18 protein-coding genes and 1 tRNA gene are annotated in these 21,307 nt (G+C 43.8%); 9 read left to right on the forward strand and 10 right to left on the reverse strand.

What is annotated here, in order from left to right; genetic code table 11:
- Nucleotides 1-60 precede the first annotated feature (60 nt).
- On the reverse strand, nt 61-954 hold the full coding sequence (locus tag QUA58_RS06440; protein ID WP_333393370.1) for a M28 family peptidase: 894 nt from the start codon (nt 952-954) through the stop codon (nt 61-63).
- Between the two features lie 47 nt (nt 955-1,001).
- On the opposite strand from QUA58_RS06440, the gene QUA58_RS06445 reads away from it, so the two are divergent.
- Nucleotides 1,002-2,141, forward strand: coding sequence for an AAA family ATPase (locus QUA58_RS06445; RefSeq protein WP_333393371.1), 1,140 nt, complete (start codon nt 1,002-1,004; stop codon nt 2,139-2,141).
- Between the two features lies 1 nt (nt 2,142).
- A complete protein-coding gene (locus QUA58_RS06450; protein ID WP_333393372.1) occupies nt 2,143-2,820 on the forward strand; it encodes a phage tail protein in 678 nt (225 codons plus the stop codon).
- Nucleotides 2,821-2,877: 57 nt separating this feature from the next.
- Here the strand turns inward: QUA58_RS06450 and QUA58_RS06455 are convergent, their stop codons facing one another.
- The gene (locus tag QUA58_RS06455) at nt 2,878-3,948 is read right to left on the reverse strand and encodes a DMT family transporter (RefSeq protein ID WP_333393373.1); all 1,071 of its coding nucleotides are present in this window, start codon (nt 3,946-3,948) and stop codon (nt 2,878-2,880) included.
- A gap of 364 nt (nt 3,949-4,312) precedes the next feature.
- Between QUA58_RS06455 and sppA the strand changes: the two genes are divergently transcribed.
- From sppA to QUA58_RS31480, 4 genes are all read left to right on the forward strand, one after another.
- Nucleotides 4,313-5,131, forward strand: coding sequence for a signal peptide peptidase SppA (gene sppA, locus QUA58_RS06460; protein WP_333247894.1), 819 nt, complete (start codon nt 4,313-4,315; stop codon nt 5,129-5,131).
- Nucleotides 5,132-5,326: 195 nt separating this feature from the next.
- Nucleotides 5,327-5,734: a chorismate mutase gene (gene aroH / locus QUA58_RS06465; protein ID WP_333247892.1), complete on the forward strand. Its 408-nt coding sequence runs from the start codon at nt 5,327-5,329 to the stop codon at nt 5,732-5,734.
- 228 nt (nt 5,735-5,962) lie between these two features.
- Nucleotides 5,963-6,208 carry a hypothetical protein gene (locus QUA58_RS06470; protein WP_265237140.1) on the forward strand — a complete coding sequence of 82 codons (246 nt, stop codon included), beginning with the start codon at nt 5,963-5,965 and terminating at the stop codon, nt 6,206-6,208.
- Nucleotides 6,209-6,300: 92 nt separating this feature from the next.
- Entirely contained in the window at nt 6,301-6,480 is a 180-nt protein-coding gene (locus QUA58_RS31480; protein WP_445301865.1) for an HNH endonuclease, read from the forward strand.
- 302 nt (nt 6,481-6,782) lie between these two features.
- On the opposite strand, the gene crtR is transcribed toward QUA58_RS31480, so the two are convergent.
- Nucleotides 6,783-7,673, reverse strand: a complete 891-nt coding sequence (gene crtR, locus QUA58_RS06475; RefSeq protein WP_333393374.1) for a beta-carotene hydroxylase — start codon at nt 7,671-7,673, stop codon at nt 6,783-6,785.
- 455 nt (nt 7,674-8,128) lie between these two features.
- Here crtR and pyk point away from each other — a divergent pair, with 455 nt between their 5' ends.
- The 3 genes from pyk to QUA58_RS06490 all read left to right on the forward strand — a co-directional run bounded on the left by pyk (nt 8,129) and on the right by QUA58_RS06490 (nt 13,026).
- Complete coding sequence (gene pyk / locus QUA58_RS06480) at nt 8,129-9,916, forward strand: pyruvate kinase (protein WP_333247888.1); 1,788 nt, start codon at nt 8,129-8,131, stop codon at nt 9,914-9,916.
- A gap of 94 nt (nt 9,917-10,010) precedes the next feature.
- Nucleotides 10,011-10,082: transfer RNA gene (locus QUA58_RS06485), tRNA-Thr, on the forward strand.
- Nucleotides 10,083-10,668: 586 nt separating this feature from the next.
- Nucleotides 10,669-13,026, forward strand: coding sequence for a bifunctional serine/threonine-protein kinase/ABC transporter substrate-binding protein (locus QUA58_RS06490; RefSeq protein ID WP_333393375.1), 2,358 nt, complete (start codon nt 10,669-10,671; stop codon nt 13,024-13,026).
- 195 nt (nt 13,027-13,221) lie between these two features.
- Here the strand turns inward: QUA58_RS06490 and QUA58_RS06495 are convergent, their stop codons facing one another.
- From QUA58_RS06495 to QUA58_RS06525, 7 genes are all read right to left on the reverse strand, one after another.
- Complete coding sequence (locus tag QUA58_RS06495; RefSeq protein ID WP_333393376.1) at nt 13,222-14,280, reverse strand: potassium channel protein; 1,059 nt, start codon at nt 14,278-14,280, stop codon at nt 13,222-13,224.
- 125 nt (nt 14,281-14,405) lie between these two features.
- Entirely contained in the window at nt 14,406-17,231 is a 2,826-nt protein-coding gene (locus QUA58_RS06500; RefSeq protein WP_333393377.1) for an AAA-like domain-containing protein, read from the reverse strand.
- A gap of 19 nt (nt 17,232-17,250) precedes the next feature.
- Complete coding sequence (locus QUA58_RS06505) at nt 17,251-17,754, reverse strand: type IV pilin-like G/H family protein (RefSeq protein ID WP_333393378.1); 504 nt, start codon at nt 17,752-17,754, stop codon at nt 17,251-17,253.
- A gap of 107 nt (nt 17,755-17,861) precedes the next feature.
- Nucleotides 17,862-18,377 (reverse strand): type IV pilin-like G/H family protein, encoded by a 516-nt coding sequence (locus QUA58_RS06510; protein WP_333393379.1) that lies wholly within the window; start codon nt 18,375-18,377, stop codon nt 17,862-17,864.
- A gap of 143 nt (nt 18,378-18,520) precedes the next feature.
- Complete coding sequence (locus QUA58_RS06515) at nt 18,521-19,081, reverse strand: SPFH domain-containing protein (RefSeq protein WP_333393380.1); 561 nt, start codon at nt 19,079-19,081, stop codon at nt 18,521-18,523.
- Between the two features lie 170 nt (nt 19,082-19,251).
- Nucleotides 19,252-19,791 (reverse strand): NfeD family protein, encoded by a 540-nt coding sequence (locus QUA58_RS06520; protein WP_333393381.1) that lies wholly within the window; start codon nt 19,789-19,791, stop codon nt 19,252-19,254.
- 545 nt (nt 19,792-20,336) lie between these two features.
- Nucleotides 20,337-21,164 carry a type IV pilin-like G/H family protein gene (locus QUA58_RS06525; protein WP_333393382.1) on the reverse strand — a complete coding sequence of 276 codons (828 nt, stop codon included), beginning with the start codon at nt 21,162-21,164 and terminating at the stop codon, nt 20,337-20,339.
- Between the last annotated feature and the right edge of the window lie 143 nt (nt 21,165-21,307).

Genomic DNA, 21,307 nt, shown 5'->3' on the forward strand with positions numbered 1-21,307 from the left:
TGGAACAGGCATCTTGCCTGTTCTCGATCGAGGTACAAAATGTCAGTTAAAATAAAATTCCTATAAATGTCGAATAGCCTCAACCAATCCCTGACAAACACCAGCCAGAAAATCCAAATCCAAAGTCTCAATCCTATCACTTTCTCGATGATAATGCGGATTTCGCATATTAGCAGTATCAGTCACCATAATAGCCGGATAACCATTATCCCAAAAAGGAACATGATCGCTGCGACGAGTATCGGGGACAATTAAACCTCGATTCGGCACTGGTAGCCACTCGCAGGGCTGACCAGATTTGCGAATTTTGCCACTCAAATTAATCAAATCGGGAACCGTCCGCAAAGTGCCAATTAAAGCAATAAAATTGCCACTATTTGGATAAAAATATTTCAAGCCAGCGGGATAGCTTTGAGAATTAGGATTGTGGTTGCAATAACCCAACATTTCCAAAGAAATCATTAACCGGATTGACTTTTGCGGTTGATTGTATTTAGCTGCATGATGACTGCTTCCCAAATAACCGTATTCTTCCATATCGAAGGCGACTAATTGCACTGGATATTTGAGCGGCCCAGATGCGATATCCCTTGCAAGTTCCAGCAAAACAGCAACACCAGTAGCATTATCATCAGCCCCAGGCGTACCGGGTACAGAATCGTAATGAGCACCAATTACGATCGGCAAATTTTCTTGCTTCCCCCCCTTACCAAGGGTCGATCCTTCTTGCTTCCCCCCCTTACCAAGGGGGGGACTGAGGGGGGGTAAATCCAAGATAAAATTGTGATGAATTCGCCCGCGCACTGCAAAATCGTCGATTTCTACAGTGCCCCACTGTGCCAACTGTTCGCGGATGTATTGCTGAGCATAAAAATGCCCTTCGGATGCGAGGTATGGGTTGCGATCGCGTACAATTTGAATCAGATGGCTGTGCAGGCGTTCTTTGAGCTCCATGCGATCGCAGATACAATGAGTACACTAAGATTATATGGGATTGAATTATGATTGGAGAAGTCAGAATCGAAAATTATAAGTCCATTCAAAAGCTGAAGCTGGAATTAGGACGAGTCACCGTATTGATTGGTGAAAATGGCTGCGGCAAAAGTAATATCCTAGAGGCGATCGCCCTGGCTTCTGCGGCGGCTGATGATAAGCTGGATAACGAGTTTCTAGCATCTAGGGGCATCAGAGTTACAGAACCTCAATTTATGCGATCGGCTTTTGAAAAGGAAAATTTAGATAAAGATATCAGCATTGAAATTAGAGGAAATAATGACACAATAAAAATAAGGTTTATTTTAAATAACGATAATACACCCTATGCTCGATGGAGAAATCATTTTTACTATGGGATTTCAGAAGAAGAACGGAATTTAGAAAGAGCCTATAGGCCGCTTGCTGCTTGGGAATATAATAGTTTTTTAGACAGCCGAGATCGACAATATCAATTTATCCGCAAAACAAATATCAAAACACTTAAAATACAGGAATTTATCATTTACTCTCCTGAAAATATCGCCTTACGTACTTTTGAAAAAGAAGGGCAAATTCAACCATTAGGGATTAATGGAGAAGGCTTGTTTAAACTATTAAAAGTTTTGAATTCAGATAACCAGGAGCAGCTTAATGAAATCAATAAAAAACTGCAATTGATAGATTGGTTTCAAGATTTTGAAGCTCCTCCCAATTTATCAAGTATTCAAAACTCTCTCCAAATTAAAGATAGATACTTAGATCCAGATTTAGCTTACTTCGATCAAAGAAGTTCTAATGAAGGCTTTTTATTCTTGCTTTTTTACTTCACTTTATTTATTAGCGCTCTCACTCCTAAATTTTTTGCAATAGATAACATTGATGCTTCTCTAAACCCCAGATTGTGTCGCAGATTAATGCAAGAATTAGTCGAATTAGCAAAAAAACACGACAAACAAGTTATATTCACAACCCACAACCCGGCTGTTTTGGACGGTTTAGATTTAGATGATGAGGAACAGCGGCTGTTTGTCATTTATCGAAACCAATTAGGACATACCAAAGCCCGACGCATTCTCAAACCTGAACCTCTCGAAGGACAGGAACCTGTCAAACTATCCGAGGCTTTTTTGAGGGGCTATATCGGAGGACTTCCTAAGAATTTTTAATATGACTAATTTCGGATTAATTACTGAGGGATTGACTGACCAGATTGTGATTGAAAGTATTTTAGCAGGATATTTCAATAACCCCGATCTAGATATTAGACCGCTTCAACCAGAAAGAGATAAAGATGATGATAATAAATCTCATAATTATGGAGGCTGGAGTCAAGTTATTGCTTACTGCGAGTCAACAGATTTTAAGGAAGCATTTCAATTTATCGAATATATCATTATCCAAATAGATACTGATGTTTCAGAAGATTATAATATCCCCAAGCAAGATGAAAATGGTGAGTTAACTCCTCAGCAGTTGATTGAAAAAGTCATCGATAAGTTTAAAGGTTTGATAGGGGAAGATTTTTACAGAAAATACGAACAGCGGATCGTATTTGCCATATCCGTACATTCTATTGAGTGCTGGTTGCTGCCGCTGTACTATACAGATAAGAGAAAATCTAAGTTGATAAATTGTTTGGATACATTAAACCAGCAGCTTAGTAGAAAAGATAGTTTTACAATCGATCGCAATGCTAAAAATCCTGACTACTATCGACAAATAGCCCGCAAATACTGCAAGCAGAAGGTTTTAAGAGCCAGTTACCCAGACAATCCGAGTTTCAAAGTCTTTATAGAAGAACTTGAAAACAGAAATATTGCTGTAGAACCAGAGGACGATTTTTAATGTAAATTAAGCTGTTTTGCGGGACACATTTAATTGCCTTGAGAATGCAATCTAAATCTAAACTTCCGACTCCAACTCTGTAGCTCGTAATTTCACGGGAAATTCAACTTTCTTCAACTCAGACGACTCTAATAACTGCACTTTCTCCTCAGAATTAGCTTCACCCTTCCGCACTTTTCCCAACTTCTCGGCCAAAGTATCCCGCTGGTTGATCAAATAAATACTCACCAACGTCAGCCCGACTCCCATCGATTGCAGCGGATTCAAGACTTCACCCAAGAATAAATTGCCGAACAGCAAAGCAAAAACTGGGGTAAGAAAGGTAAGAGAACTTAAACTCGTCAAACTGCCGCTAGAAGCAAAATAAAAGAATAAACCGTAGGCGATCGCACTTCCGAACACGGTAGAATAACCTAACGCCATCCAGCCCGAAAAATCGATATTCACAAACTGTTCAGACTCAGTTGCAGCCGAAAGTGCTAACAGCGGCAAACCGCCCAAAATCATGTGCCAGCCCGTCGCCACCACCGGGTCAACATAGCGACAAACCCAGCGCACCAAAACCGTACCCACAGCCATCGACAAAGCCGCCAACAGCATCAACCATTCCCCACCCTCAAAGAACTGTTCCATACCCCCAGAAACCTGCGCGCTTTCAGGATGAAACAGCCCCAAAATCCAGCCATCAGGCAAACCAATTAAACTAATCCCAACTACGCCGATTGCTAGTCCCAACCAGCCCCAAAATCCAATTTTTTCTTGAAACAGCCACAAACACAAAATCGCCACAGCTAGCGGTTGAGAATCAATCATCACCGAACCCAAACCCGCATCGGTTCTCGCCAAACCTTCGGCTAAAAAGCCTTGAAACAAAGTACCGTCAACCAAAGCAAACAACGAAATCCACAGCCAAGCTTTCCAACCCTGCGGTTGCTGTTTTCCCATCAATGCCGCCGCCAGCAACACCAACACGCCCGCAGGTAATAAACGCACGACAGCCACAAACAGCGGTGTCGTGTGTGGCATCACCCCTTTCATCGCTACCATCGCGGTTCCCCACAGGAAAAACGGCGCGATTAGCAATAGCGGCGCAAAGGGCAGTTTAGAATCGGTAATTTTTAGCTGCATGGCGGAGGCTCCAAATAATTGATGAGAGTGGCTCTCACGGGAATGATGTAGATTTGTTAAGCAATTTTTACAATTATAGATCGAAGGTGGGTTAAGTGCGATCGAACTTAACGCCACACCTTTGATCCGGCAGGGAATTAATTCCCTGCCTCAAAGCGAAAGTCCTCTAAAAGAGGACTGCAGAACTCACTCATCAGTCCTCTTTTAGAGGACTTTTGCTATTAGCCAGGGGTTTGAACCCCTGGCGGACTGCGGGCTGAACGCGCTTGTTGGCACCCCTGCCCCCGTGCGGGCCCGACGAATACCTTCAGATGAGTCACACTAGAAGTTAGCTACAAAATTCCACATTGCCTGTAAACTGCCCATGATTTGGCCATTCAAGCCCCGCTACCGCAAACAAATCGCCCGTATCGAAGTCACCGGAGCCATCGCCGGAGAAACCCGCAAACGAGTTCTCGAAGCTCTCAAAACCGTTGAAGAACGCAAATTTCCCGCCTTGCTGCTGCGGATAGACAGCCCCGGCGGCACAGTCGGGGATTCCCAGGAAATTTACAGCGCGCTCAAGCGTTTGCAAGAAAAAATCAAAATAGTCGCCAGTTTCGGCAATATTTCAGCTTCTGGCGGAGTCTATATCGGCATGGGAGCTCACCATATCGTTTCCAATCCGGGTACAATTACCGGCAGCATTGGCGTGATTATCCGGGGTAACAACCTAGAAGGGCTGTTAGAAAAAGTCGGCGTTTCTTTTCAGGTGATTAAATCGGGGCCGTATAAAGATATCTTGGCATTCGATCGACAATTAACCGAGCCAGAACAGCAAATTCTGCAAGACTTGATCGACACCACCTACCAGCAATTCGTCGAAACCGTCGCCGAAGCCCGGAAACTCCCAGTTGAAAAAGTCAAAACCTTTGCCGACGGTCGCATTTTTAGCGGTCAGCAAGCCTTAGAATTGGGTGTAGTCGATCGACTTGGAACCGAAGAGGACGCTCGCCGCTGGACAGCCGAACTCGCAGGCCTAGACCCCGAAAAAACCGAATGCTGCACCCTAGAAAAACAAAAACCTTTCCTAAATCGCGTCTTGGGGAGTAGTCTGGATACATCCGGGCTTTCAGCTTACAAAAACTTGCTGGAATTCGAGCTTTCTACTAGCGGTTTGCCGCTGTGGCTGTATCGTCCGTGATTAAATAGTCAGTTGGCAGTTGGCAGTAGTCAGTTGGCAGTGGTAATTGGTAATTGGCAGTTGGCAGTTGGCAGTTGGCAGTGGTAATTGGTAATTGGTAATTGCAACTAACAACTAACAACTAACAACTAACAACCAACAACTAACAACTAACAACTGACTACTGACAACTAGCAACTGACAACTGACAAAAAAATGGAGAATATTTGCGTGGAATGGCAAGTGCGGGCGATTCGCGGGGCAACAACTGCCAGCGAGAATTCGGTAGAAGCAATTCGAGAATCGGTGAGAGAATTGTTAGATGAATTAGAAACAAGAAATAATTTAGAGCCGGAATTAATGATTAGTGCTACGTTTTCTGTCACCCGCGATTTGGATGCTATCTTTCCGGCTGCGATCGCCCGCGAACGTCCCCGCTGGTGCAATGTTCCTTTGTTGGATGTCCAACAAATGCACGTTAAGGGTTCTTTAGAACGCTGCATCCGCTTTTTAATTCACATCAATTGGCCGGCACATACCGAAATTTATCATCCTTATTTGCGCGGAGCTCAAAATTTGCGCCCCGATTGGAATTTAGCCGTCGCGCTTGCCGCAGAAAAATAAGAAAATCACTTTTTGATTGATTCAAGAGTTAACCCACCAGCAACGGTGGGTTTATTTTTAACTGAGTTAGCCCACTTTTAAGAAATGGGAAACGATACAGACGCTCTTCCGTTTCTCTACAAACTATCCTCTATAAACTTTATAAAAATTAACCCAGAAAAAATAAAATCGACTCAATTTTATGGTAAAATTAGTGTTTAAAATTAGTAATTAAGTCATTAAATAACCATGATAGCTGAACTTATGGTACAACCTTCCTACTGGATTGATAGTGACATATCAATTCAGAAAGTCAGAAATCTTTGCTTATTCAAATTTACCGAAAATCTGCAAGCTAGATTGGAAGAACTGGCCGAGGGAAAAAAGGCTAATGTTTTAAATTCAGAAGAGGTTGTAGAACTAGCAAGCTTACTAGAACTGGATCGGATTTTTACCTTAATTAACGCTAAAGTTATAGCAGCCTCATGTCCATAAACCGTGCTACTCGAAATTTAGTAAGAAGTAGGGCTAGTTTTTTTTGTGAATATTGCCATTCTGCCGAATAAAGTAGCTCTACTTTATTTACGATAGATCATATTTTACCTCGATCAATTGGTGGTAGTGATGAACTCGAAAACTTAGCTTTAGCTTGTCATCGCTGTAATAATAATCGCTATAACTTTATTACTGGTACTGATCCAGCAACTGAACAGGAAGTAACTTTATTTAATCCACGTCAACAGCAATGGTTCGATCATTTTATCTAGTCTGTAGATGGTTTAGAAATAATCGGTATTACTCCAACAGGTAGGGGGACTTGCGATCGATTAGACCTTAACGATCGATATCATAATGAAAGAGCGATTATCAAAGCTCGTCGTTTATGGATTAGTGCAGGGTGGCATCCTCCTAAGCGCGATCCTCGCCAAAATTCATAAGATAGATCTTATATCCATAGCGTATTGCGCTATAGTAAACTGACGCACCCTACAATATACAATAACTGCAGAAAAATAAGAAAATCACTTTCTAAAAAAAAACCGGCTTCTCGAAGAAACCGGGTTTTAGATCAATCAATGGCTTTCTTGTGATGCAGCCTAATCCCTAAAAAAATGTCATATATAAAACTCCAAAAGTCCTTTTTCCCTTCCAATATTCCCAGGCTTTGAGGAGAACCCTTTTCATCTAACAGCGGCTTCACAGCTTCGTAAGCTGGCTTGTAATTGTACCAAGGAATTGAAGGCCACAAATGATGGATCAAATGATAGTTCTGTCCCAAAATTAAAATATTCAGAATTGGACTCGGATATACTCTGGCATTTTTCCAGCGATCGCGCTCGTGAAACGGACGGTGCGGCAAATAATCAAAAAATAAGCCCAAGGCTAATCCTACCACCAAAGCAGGAGAAAACCAGAAATTCAGCACGTAACCCAAATGGTCGTATTGAATTGAGATATAAACCACTCCAATTACAAACAAGCGGCTGAAAAACCATTCCCAAAGTTCGTATTTCCGCCACAGTTTGCGCTTAAAGAAGAAAATCTCGTGGTAAAAAAACCTCGCAGCAATTAACCACAAAGGCCCGCCAGTAGAAACATAATGGTCTGGATCGTTTTCTGGGTCGTTGACGTGGGCGTGATGCTGCATATGTACCCGCGTAAACACCGGGAAAGCAAAACCCAACATCAGCGCGCTACCGTGTCCCAAAATAGCATTAACTGTGCGATCGCGATGGGCTGCATTATGAGACGCATCGTGAATCACAGTTCCGGCCATGTGCAAAGCCAACACGTTCAGCGAAAAACAGCACCACTGTGGCCATCCCCAACACCAGAAACCCAAGTTAGAAATCACGAGAATCGCTAATGCACTCAAAAACAGCAGCAGCGTCGGATTAAAGTCACCGGGAGGACTCAGAAACTCTTTCGGCACTGTCAGCGGCCGTCCTGCCTCCGACATCTTTGTTAAGACTCCTTAATATTTCACACTTGCGTAGTATAAGATACAAGCCAGACAATAGTAAAGTTTTGTCAGGAACCTCAGCCTAAAGCCATGAAACAACAGAGTGCGATCGCCAGAAACTAGCCTCTGCACAAACAGCAAAGTGTTGCTGTTGTGCAAGGATACCAGTGCTAGATTAGCCAAAAGAGCTCAGCAGACCAAATAAAATCAATGGGTATGTCTGTATTTATGTCAAGCCTGAGAGCAGAAAAATTTGCAAAAAAGGGCGCTCCCCAAGAAAAGATTACCGATGGGTAAAAAGTCAGATATTCTATATATTGTTCAATACCTGCTGTTTTGACGACAATCAAAATTTTTAAGACTTGAGACTAGCGTCATTGCTTGTAGTGCAAAAATGAAACGTTAGCCGAAATTTAAACAAGAAATCCACCTGCCTCCCCAGAACACCGCTGATGCAATTGCCAAAAGCCCTACGCCGGACTAAAATCGTCGCCACCATTGGCCCAGCAACTTCGGACCCACAAGTGCTGCGCCAGCTCATAGAAGCCGGTGCCACAACTTTGCGACTCAACTTTTCCCACGGAACAGAAGAAGACCACCAGCGCAGCATTCGCTTAATCCGGCAAACATCCTTTGAACTCAACCAGCCGGTTGCCATCCTCCAAGACCTCCAAGGCCCGAAAATTCGTTTAGGGCGCTTTGAGACAGGCTCTATAGTTGTCAAAAACGGCGATCCTTTCATTCTCACCAGTCGCCAAGTTCCCGGCACCGAGCTCATTTCTTCCGTCACCTACGACCCACTAGCAGACGAAGTTCCAGAGGGAGCAGTGATTCTGCTCGACGACGGGAAAGTGGAAATGCGGGTCGAAAAAGTAGACCGCAGTTCGCGGGAATTGTACTGCCGCGTGGTAGTCGGCGGGCCGCTTTCCAACAACAAAGGCGTGAATTTTCCGGGAGTTTACCTGTCAATTAAGGCGCTGACTGACAAAGACCGCAAAGATTTAATGTTCGGGCTCGACCAAGGTGTCGATTGGGTGGCCCTGAGCTTTGTGCGGAATCCCCAGGATATGCTCGAAATTAAAGAGCTGATAGCCAGTGCGGGCAAGCAAGTACCGGTGATTGCTAAGATCGAAAAGCACGAGGCGATCGAACAAATGGAAGCAATCCTGGCCCTGTGCAACGGCGTGATGGTCGCCCGGGGCGATTTGGGAGTGGAACTGCCCGCCGAAGATGTGCCGATTTTGCAAAAGCGCTTGATTGCTACTTCTAACCGCATGGGGATTCCCGTAATTACCGCTACCCAGATGCTCGACAGCATGGTAGGTAATCCTCGTCCCACCCGCGCCGAAATTTCCGACGTGGCAAACGCCATTCTTGACGGAACTGATGCGGTGATGCTCTCGAATGAAACTGCAGTCGGCAAGTTCCCCGTCGAAGCGGTGGCGACGATGGCGAGAATTGCGGTGCGGATGGAGAGGGAAGGAATTAAACGCAATATTAGGAATGTAGAAGATATTGGTCGATCGATCCCCAACGGTATCAGCCAAGCAGTCAGCCAAATCTCCGAACAGTTGAACGCGGCGGCTATCATGACGCTGACCAAAACCGGCGCCACAGCCCGAAATGTCTCGAAGTTCCGACCCAAAACTCCGATTTTGGCAGTTACTCCTCACGTAGACGTAGCCAGACAACTGCAATTAGTATGGGGAGTAAAACCCCTGCTGGTGCTGGATTTGCCCTCCACAGGCCAGACATTTCACTCTGCCATGACAGTCGCCCAGGAAAAAGAGTTAGTGTGCGACGGAGATTTAGTGGTGATGACCGCCGGTACTCTGCAAGGGGTTGCCGGATCGACGGATTTGATCAAAGTTGAAGTAGTGACAGCGGTTTTAGGCAAAGGCACCGGTGTCGGTTTGGGATCGGTGAGCGGCATGGCGAGGGTGGCTCGCACTGCTGCGGATGTAGCGAATTTCCACCCTGGAGACATTTTGGTAGTAGAACGCACCAGCGCCGAGTTTGTGGATATGATTCGCAAAGCAGCCGGTGTGGTGACGGAGGAGGAAAGTTTGACTTCTCACGCCGCGATTATCGGTTTGCGCTTGGGCGTGCCGGTGATGGTGGGTGTAGAGAAGGCGACACGGGTAATTCGGGACGGAACTATGCTGACGCTGGATATGCAGCGGGGTTTGGTTTATTCCGGGGCCAGAGGCGGCTCAACTGACACGGAAGTGACCGTTTAACTATTGGTGAGCTAGGAGTTGTGGAGTTGTGAATTAAATTCTACAACTCCTTGCTTTTTTCGCTATAGTTGTGCTATAATTGAAAATTGTCTGTGCCGATGTAGCTCAGGGGTAGAGTATTCGATTCGTAATCGAACGGTCGTGGGTTCAAATCCCACCATCGGCTTTGGGTTTGAGCGATTTTTACGAAACCAAAGCAATAAATAGATCGTCAATCTGTCGCCCAAAACGCAGTTTAACGACCTAAAAATGCCCTCGGCGACTTGCTGAGGGCATTTTTATACCAATTATGAAAATAATGTAACAGTATTTGTAGGGTGCGTCGCCATTCTTTAATCCCTGCATTCAATCGACTTTTCGAGCTGCGACGCACCTTAGACTTTTTGCATAAATATTTGATTAATATGTCAACCGCAGATGTCAGGCAGATAAACACAGATAAACGCAGATGTAATTTAAGAGAGTTTACTGTCGATCCGTCGTCAAAGTCCGACTGCTTAAAAAAGTAATATCGTTTCCCCGGGCAATTGATTAACCTAAAGCAATTTTAGCAGCCCAAGTTATTAAAGAATACCGCTGTTTGCGCCCAGTAGAATGCGATCTGGCATAACTAAATCAAGTATTTATAGCGATCGCACTTGGAATCACTATAGTTTTGATAAAACTTTACAGAAACTCAACAAAAATCTCTGTAAAAATACGGTATAATCAAACTGGACAATCGCAGCCTGTTCAAGAATAACAAAAAATTTATGTGTCTGCAACCAGGAGATATCCTGCGGAAACGTTACAAAATTGTCCGTGAATTAGGTCGGGGAGGGTTTGCAAGGACATATCTAGCTATCGATTTAGACATACCCGATCACCGCCTGTGCGTCGTTAAGGAAATTAACCAGCCCAGCAATTCGCAACTCTTATCAGAAGCAAAAAAGCGATTTAAAATAGAAGTTCGAGCTTTACACCGATTGGGCAGCCACCCGCAGATTCCACAGTTATTCGATAGCTTTCCAGAAAATGACCATTTTTATTTAATTCAAGAATACATTGAAGGACATCCGCTGAGGGAAGAATTAAATTCAAATACCCAATGGAATGAAACGCAAGTAATTGAATTTTTGCAGGATATCTTGCCAGTTATCGCTTTTGTTCACGAACACAATGTCATTCACCGCGATATCACTCCTTCTAACTTAATTCGGCGCGATGGCGATGGCAGAATAGTTCTGATTGATTTTGGGGCGGTGAAAGAAATCAGTTCCTTGGAAATCACAGATTCGGGAGAGACTAGAAGCAGAACTATTTATACGCAAGGATATGCGCCGGCGGAACAATTGGTTGGCAATCCTCAATTTTGTAGCGATATTTATGCTGTGGGTATTGTTGCTATTGAAGGCCTAACTGGCTTGCGTCCTGCTGATTTTGAGACAGATGGCCATAGCAATATCGTTGTGGGCCGTATGGTAAGAATTAGCGACGGTATGGAAAGAATTTTAAACAGAATGGTGCGCTACAACTTCCCTGAGCGCTATCAATGTGTTGCTGCTGTTTTGCACGATTTGAATTCGCCGCCAAAACCCAATTGGTTCGATCGATTTTGTCGATTTTGTCGATCGCACTTTCGCCGACTGCTGCTGGGATTTGCAGGAATTATGGCTGGAATTGCGATCGCCCTTTTTCTCCACAACACTCTTACCCCAAAAACTTGCCTTTTCGTGCAAGGTGATGCTTTAAGCTGCGGCGAAGAATCTATTCTCGAAGCCTCATCTCCTCGATTAAAGCAAAGCGGAATCAATGAATTTGCCAAATCCAATTATCGGGAAGCATTTCAATATTTTAAAAGGTCGTGGATTGAACAAGAACGAAAAGATCCCGAAACTTTGATCTACATGAATAATGCCTTGTTAAAGGCTAAAAAAGCCGATTATTACACGCTCGCTGTTATCATTCCCGTTCGCATAAACGAACAAGGTAGAGCCGAAATCGATTTGGCAAAAGAAATCCTGCGGGGAGTTGCTCAAGCGCAAACAGAAGTTAATTTAAAATTATTCAATGCTGAGATGGATCGCAACCTAAACGGTTTAGATGTTCAGCAAAATCAAATTATTAAAGGCAAAGGTTTACAAGTCATAATTGCCGCTGATGCCAATCTGAAAGCAGAGGCGATCGCCCGTGCTAATTCCCTAGTCAAACTCACCGATCTTTTAGGTGTTATCGGTCACTACACTAACCAAATGACAGCCCATACAGTCGATATTTACAACCAAAATCATTTAGTATTAATTTCCCCAGGCACTACAACGGAAGAAGTCACAGAAAAACCCCGGAGATTTTTCTTTAGAACTGTTCCTCGGACTAAAGTTAGCGTGGAAGTATTCACGAAATATCTGATTGAAAAGCAAGGTCAAACCAAAGTAGCTGGTTTCTACAACTCCAGCAGCGAATCCACTTCGACTTTTTGGGAAGAATTCAGAAAACAGTTTAGAGAACGGGGAGGAACTATTGCAAATATCACCGAATTCGACCTGTCCAAAAGCGACTTTGACGTTAAAAAAGCCATCCAAGAAGTCGGGGAAACAGAAAAAACAACGATTGTTTTAAGTGCGAGTCACGTCCCGATCGCAATCAACAATGCGATGGCACTTTTCCAAGCCAATCTCGATCGCAATTGGGTTGTCGGAACCGGGGGAATATACAGTCAAAAAACCTTAGAAGCTGCCAGTCAGTTACCGTCTTTTGAAAAAATGGCTGTATCAGTTTCTTGGCATCATTTAAACTCTCCCAATCGCACATTTCTTGAGGATACTCGCAAGCTTTGGGAAGGAAATGTCAGTCACCGAACTGCCTTAACTTACGATGCGGCGAAGACGCTGATTCAAGCCATAGAAGGGCAGCAGCAACCCAGCCGCGAAGGGATACAACAAACTATTGCTCATCCAAATTTTAGCGCCACCGGAGCCACCGGAACAATTCAGTTTGACACAATGGGCAATCGCACAAATTTTAGTCCCGTATTAGTGCATATTGTCAAGTGTTCTAAGGAGCAGTTTGGGGTGACTTTTGTGCCGATCGAATTTCCGACAGCCGCAGCGGCGGGTTTAAACTGCGATTGATATAGCCTTTCTCAGGTTTCAGGAGATGCTCCGGGGCATAGGGCTATGGCATAGGGCTATGCCATTGGTGGTTCCTGTTCATGCAAGGGAATTGCTGGGCCGGCTCGCGTGCGTACCTCGCTTCAAGAAATAACCGCTATAGAGAAGAAGGCATTCGGCAGAAGTTCTCATTTCTCATAGATAATTACCGGGCGACTACTTGGGAGGGCGGGGGACGCGAGAACTCAGCGGGCTGAGGATTTGATTCAGGGCGCGCAGTTGTTCGGCAGTACCCAAACAAATCAGCATATCTCCTCCTTCGATCGCAGTTTCTCCAGTTGGCCCCACAATCAAATGGCCGTCAGCCCGCCGCACCGCTAAAACTAAAGCCCCCGATTGCGATCGCAATTTCGCATTTCTCAAAGTTTCTCCGACGTAGACACAACTATTCGGATCTACCAGAAATTCTTCCATGTAAAAAGAACTATCGGTTCCCGTCAGAACCCCATCTAAAAAATCCATAACTTGAGGGCGCAAAGCAGCCGCCGCCATGCGTTTGCCGCCCGTAATGTAGGGGGATACGACGGCATCGGCGCCGCCCCGCTGCAACTTCTTTACAGCTTCTTCTGTGGTGGCGCGGGCGATCGCCCGTACCTTCGGATTCAGAGTTTTCGCCGACATGACAGTGTATAAATTCTCGGCATCCGAAGGCAAAGCTGCTACTATGCAAATTGCGCGATCGATCCCCACACTCAGCAAAGTTTCATCGAGTGTCGCGTCTCCTTGCACAGCCGTGTACCCCAGCGCCAAAGCTGCCTCAACCGACTGCACCGCCGAATCTACCACCACAAAAGGGATATTTTCGGCCTCAAATTCCAAAGCAATTTGGCGGCCCGTGCGCCCAAAACCGCAGAGAATGTAATGCCCGATAAAAGAATCTACCAATCGTCGCTGCTGCCTAATTCTTGCTCCTTCTTGAAAATATCCTTCAATCAGCGCTTCTGTAAAGCGGTTGACGATGAAACCAATCACAATCACGCCCATCAAAATCAGGCATATGGTAAACATTCGCCCGCGTTGGCCGAGGGGCTGAAGTTCACCGTAGCCCACAGTTGCTAGGGTAAATACTGTCATGTAAGCGGCATCGAGCAAAGACCATTTTTCCACCTGCCAATACCAGAGAGTACCCGTGCATAAAATGCCGCCAAGCGCGATGACTCCGTTTCTTAAGTCTTTTTGCAGGCGCTGATACTTTTGCTCTAGAGTTGAATACACCGATCGCCTTGACCTATTACTTATTAGCTGCTACCAATTTTAACCATATCAGCCCTAGACGCAGGGGCGGTCAAAAAGCCAGTTTCTGCCTAGATACTTTGCTGGAAAACTCAAGAGTTTGACTCTTAACCCGGTTTTTTTTGCGTGAGTTCCGACTGAGTTCCAATCCCGTCGCAGAGGTGGAGATTGTTTTGATTTGCGATCTGATTTGTCTGAAAATAATTGCGGGCGACCTTGCAACCCTGCACCAACAAATCGTCAAGATTAAAATTCCACAGCATCACCGTACCGTCAGCACTAGCACTAGCGATCGCCTTACCGTCAGGACTAAAACTCGCACTCCAAACAGCATCCTTGTTACCTTTTAAAGTTCCGATCAATGTACCATCAATTTTCCACAACCTCACCATTTTGTCTGTGCTTGCAGATAGCAACGTTTGACTGTCGGGACTAAAGCTAATATTTGTCAATCCACTTGTATGTTGCAAAATACTCACCGGCGTGCCGTCTTTTCTCCAAAGTCTTGCAGTTCCTCCAGCACTTGCAGCCGCTAGCATTGCACCGTCGGGACTGAAATTTACATTCATAATTTTATCACTTTCCACGTGTAAAATTTTGAGCAATTTGATATCCCTACTTGCATCGATTGACTGCTGTTTTTGCAATTTTTCCACAACCTTTGTCAAACTCCAAAGTTTAACAATGCCATCAGTACCAGCCGCCGCAAGTATCTGACCGTCTGGACTAAAAGTAGCGCGGGTTATCCAACCTTGATTTACTTTAAAACTTAACAATTTTTGCCCGTTAATTTGCCAGAGTTTAACAGTTCCGTCGGCAGTGGCTGAAACAATTATTTTACCATCTGGACTCAAACAAACGCTGGTTAATTTAGCGCTGTGTCCTTTTAAATTGTGCATCAATTTTCCGTTGTTTTGCCAAATCTTGACAGTTTGGTCGTCGCTGGCGGAAACAACTATCTGACTGCTAGGATTGAAGATTGCACTTATAATTTTATCTGTATGCCCGGTCAATGTTGCTTGTAAAGTTCCATTAGTTTGCCAAAGTTTGATATCATTGTCATCGGTAGCCGTAGCCAGTATTTTGCTGTCGGGACTGAAGCTGGTGAAAGCAAGATTGCTGGCTTGACTCTGGAAAGTGCGGCGTGCGGTGAAGCTGAAAACTGCGTGTTCTAGGGCGATCGCCACTCGCGTCTGAATTTCTGAACTCACTCCGAGCGATCGCTTAATTTCAGTAGCCGCCTTGATGCTTTCTAGCAAAGCTTCATGTTTTTTGCCAGCAGCAAATAGCGTTTCTGATAGTACGCTGAGAGTCAGAATTTTGTTATTTCTTTCTTCGATTGACGGTTTCACCCAAAATGCTACAATCAGGATTGATATTAATATTGCTGCGGCCCCTGTAATAGTTGCTAATCTGAGGTTGTACTCGCGCCATAACTTATATTGAGTAATTCTTTTCTGTTTTTGTGCTTCTGCTAGTTCCTCTAGTAACTTTTTTTCGCGGCGCAGTTGCTCCATTTCAGCTTTAGTTTGTTTTTCGCGATCGCGAAATCGGGCAAATTCCGCTTCTTGACTAGCACCTAAAAATTGATAATCTTGCGCGCTCAAGCTCTTATTTGCCGACCACTCTCTAGCCTCTTCCAGTGCTTGACCGCGCAACAAGCGAGATTCATCTTGACAATCTGATGCTATCCATGCTGTTAGCGATTCGGCATAGGGGCGCAAGTCACAGAGTGCTTTTTCTACCCAGTTTTGATTGAATATAGCTGCATAAATGCGGTTGGATACGGTTAATTTTCCGGCTCGTTTTACTACTAAGCCGCTCAGTCGCAATTCTGTTTGTTCGGGAGTATCATCGGCTGTACCCCCCCCTGCCCCCCCTTGGTAAGGGGGAGAGAAAGAGGTTTGAGATTGGTTGGGGAGAGATAAGGTTTGAAATTGCCCCCCCTTAGTAAGGGGGGGTTGGGGGGGGTTCAAGATTTTTTGATACAATCCCAATAACCTACTGGCGCGGTGCTGACTTCTGAAAAGGCGATCGCGAATTGTCTTCAAATGCACTGGCTCATCAGCAGCTTCCCAATTCTCAATAATCTGAGATTGCACTATCTCCCCAATCGACAATCGGTTCGTAGTAAGGACTTCAGTCATTCTTCCTAATTCCTGCCCTTGAACAATCAATTTACAAAGCTTTTGAGTCAGAAACGGTTGACCGCCCGTCCACTCCAAAATCTCTTGTAAAACTTCTTGATAATTGTCAACTTTACCCTCAAACCCCTTAACCAAAGGCAAAGATTCGTGTAACTTAAAACCCTGAAGTTCGATCGCGCGACCAATATTAAACGGCGTGCGAGTGGCATCGCTAATTAAATCCGACGGCGTAGCGACTCCCAGCAAAACAAATGTCAACCGCTGATATTCTGATTTGTGCGCCCGTTTATTGTAGCAAGACCTAATCAAGGCAAAAAAGTCATCTAGCGATTCTTTAAAACTGAGAATGCTATCAATTTCATCAATAAAAATGACAATGTTTTGAGAAATCTTTACCAGCAATAACTCTTCAATTAACTCTCCTAAACGTTGGACTGGGGACATCAATTCTCTCTCCCGCCACCAAGTCATAAACTCGACCGCGTTAAACAGGTTGAAATTGCACAAAAGTTTGTAAGCAACGCCGCCGTACCACTTGTCTAGAGAGACTTGCTGGTTGCCAATGTCCGAAAGGTCGATCGTAGCACAAGCAACGCCATCAGCCGAAAGCTTTTGTACAGTTCGCACCAACAAACTAGATTTACCCATTTGTCGGGAATTGAGCACGTAACAAAACTCTCCCGCTTTCAGGGCTTGATAAAGTTCCGAGTCAGCTTGTCGCACCACATAGGTAGGTGCATCTTGCGGGAGACTGCCGCCGATTTGGTATTGGTAATCGACTGTCATAATTTTGCCTTGAGTTAAATTATTTTGTCACTTCGGTTGTGCCTTTACCGCAAATAACTTTGCCATTTTGATAAATTGGTTCTGCTGGTTCAATTGTACCGTCAGAATCAGTTTCGCACAAGATGGATGTTGTTGTCATTTCATCTTTAGCAGCATTTGGCTCAACTGCTTTAGCAGGAACTACAAACACACCGCCGACATAACTTTTAGGTCCTTCTTGCTTGGATACTCCGTAATTAAAGGCTGCCTTATCAGTAGCGCGAATTGAATATTTGTACCATTTTGTTTTTGTTTCAATGTCAAGTCCTAAATCAGGAATATGATCGCTAAAAGCACCTTTTTTTGCAAATTTAGCTTGCTGAGTTTTGTTCATAAAACTAATATACTGTTTGCCTTCCGATTGCTTACCACCATTTACACTACTCAGATAAGATGGTAGAGCGATCGCGGTCAATACTCCAATGCACATTAAAAGCACTAAACATCCGCAACCATTAACTGGCTTAGAATTTTCTTGACGCATGGTATTAGTCTCCTATTTGTTTGTAGTAAGGACTTTAGTCCTTAAAAAGTCAATTAAATACCGATTTGAACTCGTAATCGGCTGTCATTATCCGCCCTAGAATTCGACTATTCTGTTACTGCTGTCGTGCCTTTACTGCAAGCAGTTTTACCATTTTGATAAGTCGGTTCTGGCGGTTGAATTGCACCGGGAGAATCAGCTTTGCACAATATGGCTATTGTCTTGAGTTCATGTTTGGCAGCATTTGGCTCAACTTCTTTAGCAGGAAATACAAAGACACCGCCGACATAACTTATACTTTTTGAGTGCTTGGATACTCCGTAATTAAATGCTGCTTGCTTGGTGGCGCGAACTAAATACTTGTAATTTGGGGTTTCAGTTTGAATGCCTGTTCCCAACGCTTCAACAGAATTAGCAAAAGTGTTTTTTTGAGCAAAATAGGCTTTTTGCTCTCTGTTCAGTGAGCTAAGATAATGTTTTGGTTCCGATGGAATTTCCAGAATTACCCGATCAATAAATGAGGGGCGAGCTAGCACGCCAATTACTCCGACGTAGATTAAAAACAACAAGCATTCGTAACGATAAAGTGAAAGGCTAGATAACGGAAATTTTTCTTTACTCATGGTATTGCATCCTCTTTGTTTGTAGTCAGGACTTTAGTCCTAAAAATCTCAATTAAATGCAGCGAAGCAGAGCCTCTGGATCTGCGTTACCAGGCAGAGCCTGGCAACGAGGAGGAACGAGGAAGACGAGGAAATACTAATCTCTAATATCGCAACTTTTGTGCTTCTTTTTTGTCGGAATATTCGGGTTTAATCGCTTTAGTGCCGACTACAAAATCGCGCAATTCCACCCTCGTAAACTTCACACCCCAGGGATCGGTCGTTGTATCCAACTCCTCCACTAAAGTATTATTGAGTTGATGGCGAGCTGTATGAAGTTCCTCGACACTTAATTGAGCAATCTGAGTCCGAATCGAAAGAATCAGCATATTGAACATAGCTTCTTTGAGATTCTGCACTTTGTAGGAAGCTTTTTCTAAGTCAATGATTCGCCAGTACACAATAAATTCAAGAGTGACAAAAACCCGATCGCGAGTTGCACATTGTTGCGGTGGCAGTTTTAACATTTGCTCGCGCAGAGTTTGTTTGTAAGCAACTGTTTCGACAAAGGGAATCAGAAATGTCAAACCCGGTTCGAGTTTTTTGCGATCGTACTTTCCGAAAATCTCAACTAAAGCTTCATCTCCTTGACGGACAATTTTAACGCTGCTGATTAAAGATACTCCGGTGATTGCAAACAACACCATCAAAAAATACTGATACATAGTGAATCTCCTGGTAAATAGTTGAAGTTGAAAGTTGATTTCTTAGTCCGCGAAGGCGGACTTTGTTTGACAAGAAGCGATTTCAATCGCCGCTCGATCTTGATTTCTTAGTCTGCGCAGGCGGACTTTGTTTGACAAGAAGCGATTTCAATCGCCGATTGATTGAGCAGTTAACTGTTGCTAATTAATCTGTCAGGTATGACAATCAACGTGTTTCCTTCGCGGCGCAAAACGTAAACTTTTTGTCTGGGTGCGATTCCTTGGGAATCTTCATTGCGAGCTTTCCAAGAAGCACCTTCATAAATCACCATTCCGATTTCTCCCGATAAAATTTCGGAGATAGTTGTGGCTGCGGTGGCTTCGGGAATCACAAACTTTTTGCGAACAATGAAAATCGGTCTAATCCAGATACTCAGGGCGAGAGAGATTCCCATCCAGTAGGATATCTGCCAGTCAAAATCTTCATACATTACATTCGCCCAACTAAACTGAAATGCTACCGATCCTCTCCACAAAATAAAGGATGAAATTAGAGCAGCCGCCCCCATCATCAGCAGGTAAAACCTGTATCTTTGGGGCTGAGTTTTTTGGATAAATAGATCGATCGCACTTAGTACAACCCCCAGCAGCAACCAAAACATCGGCGGTGTGAAAGCGAAACCCGGTTGATTAGTGGCTAATGCCAGCGACCAAATTAGGATAGAATGCACAATGCTTTTACCTCGTTTTGATATGATTCAACCTTGTTATTTCTCATCTAATCAGGTGGCTATTTGAGTTGGTGAGTGAGTTATTTGAGAATTCATCGACTTTTCATCGACTTTGCATCGACTTGGGGCGGTTAGCAGTCAATTTAAGGTCAAACCCGCAGTCCGGCAGGGGTTTAAACCCCTGCCTCAATGCGAAAGTCGGTTTTAACCGACTATCAATTTTAGATTTGAGATTTTAGATTGGTAATTATTGATTTGAGATTGGAGTTTTTAGATTTAAAATTGAGGATTAAGAGGTTTATTTAATTGGCTTTTCAGTCCTCTTTGAGAGGACTTTCGCTATGAGACAGGGAATTCATTCCCTGTCGGACTGTCGAACTTACAAACGATATCGGTACAGCATTTAAAGCCCATAACACTCGGCGGTTGAAACCGCTACTACACAAACAAAATCGGCCTGCGCCGATTAAAGAATAAAGGGGGTAAAAAACTCGGATCTGGTATTAGTTATCAAGCTGAAATATTGTGAGAGTTGCTTAGTTAGATTATCTGGTCAATTCTGTTGTGCCTTTACCGCAAATAACCTCGCCATTTTGATAAGTTGGTTCCGCTGGTTCATCTGCTGGTTTAAATTTAATTAAACGGTTATCTTCAGCTTCGCAGAGTATGGTCTCAGTCATCATTTCATCTTTGGCAGAATTTGAATATACAGGAACTATAAAGACACCGCCGACATAATTTTTAAGCATCGATTCTTTGGCTACTGCGTAATGAATTGATGCTGTTTTAGTTGCACAAATTGAATATTTGTAGTTGTTTGTTTCTGTTTTAAACCCAAGTTCTAAAGCATCAAAAGAATTGGTCAAAGCACTGTTTCCTGCATAATAAGCTTGCTGACCTTTGTTCATTGAACTAATATACTGTTTAGCTTCCGATTGCTTAGCCTTATTTACCTTAAGAAGAAATGATGGAAGAGCGATCGTGACTAGTATCCAAAAAACTATCAAAAATACTAAGCAATCATTGAAATTGCGTCCTCTGACTCTCATAAAAATTGGTCGAAAGCAGATACTCAGGGCGAGAAATATCCCCATCCATAATAATATGTCAAAATTCCACGAGTTAAAATGCCCGTTCAAATCTTCTTCATTTATTATCCTCCATTCATCATAATTTCCCCACAAAATCCATGATTCAATAAGAGCAGAAGCTCCCATTATTGGCAAATAAAACCTGTATTTTTGTGGCTGAGTTTTTTGAATTAATAGATCGATCGCACTTAGCACAACTCCCAGCAACAATATCGGCGGTGTGAAGGCGAAACCTGGTTGATCGGTAGCTGACGCCAGCGACAAAATTAGGAGAGAATACACAATGCTTTTACCTCGTTTTGATGGGATTCAACCTTGTTGTTTCTCATCTAATCAGGCCGCTATTTGAGTTGACGAGTGAGTTATTTGAGAATTCATCGACTTTTCATCGACTTTTTATCGACTTTAGGGACAATAGGCATTTA

The sequence above is a fragment of the Microcoleus sp. N9_A1 genome (assembly GCF_036701795.1).
Classification (GTDB): domain Bacteria; phylum Cyanobacteriota; class Cyanobacteriia; order Cyanobacteriales; family Microcoleaceae; genus Microcoleus.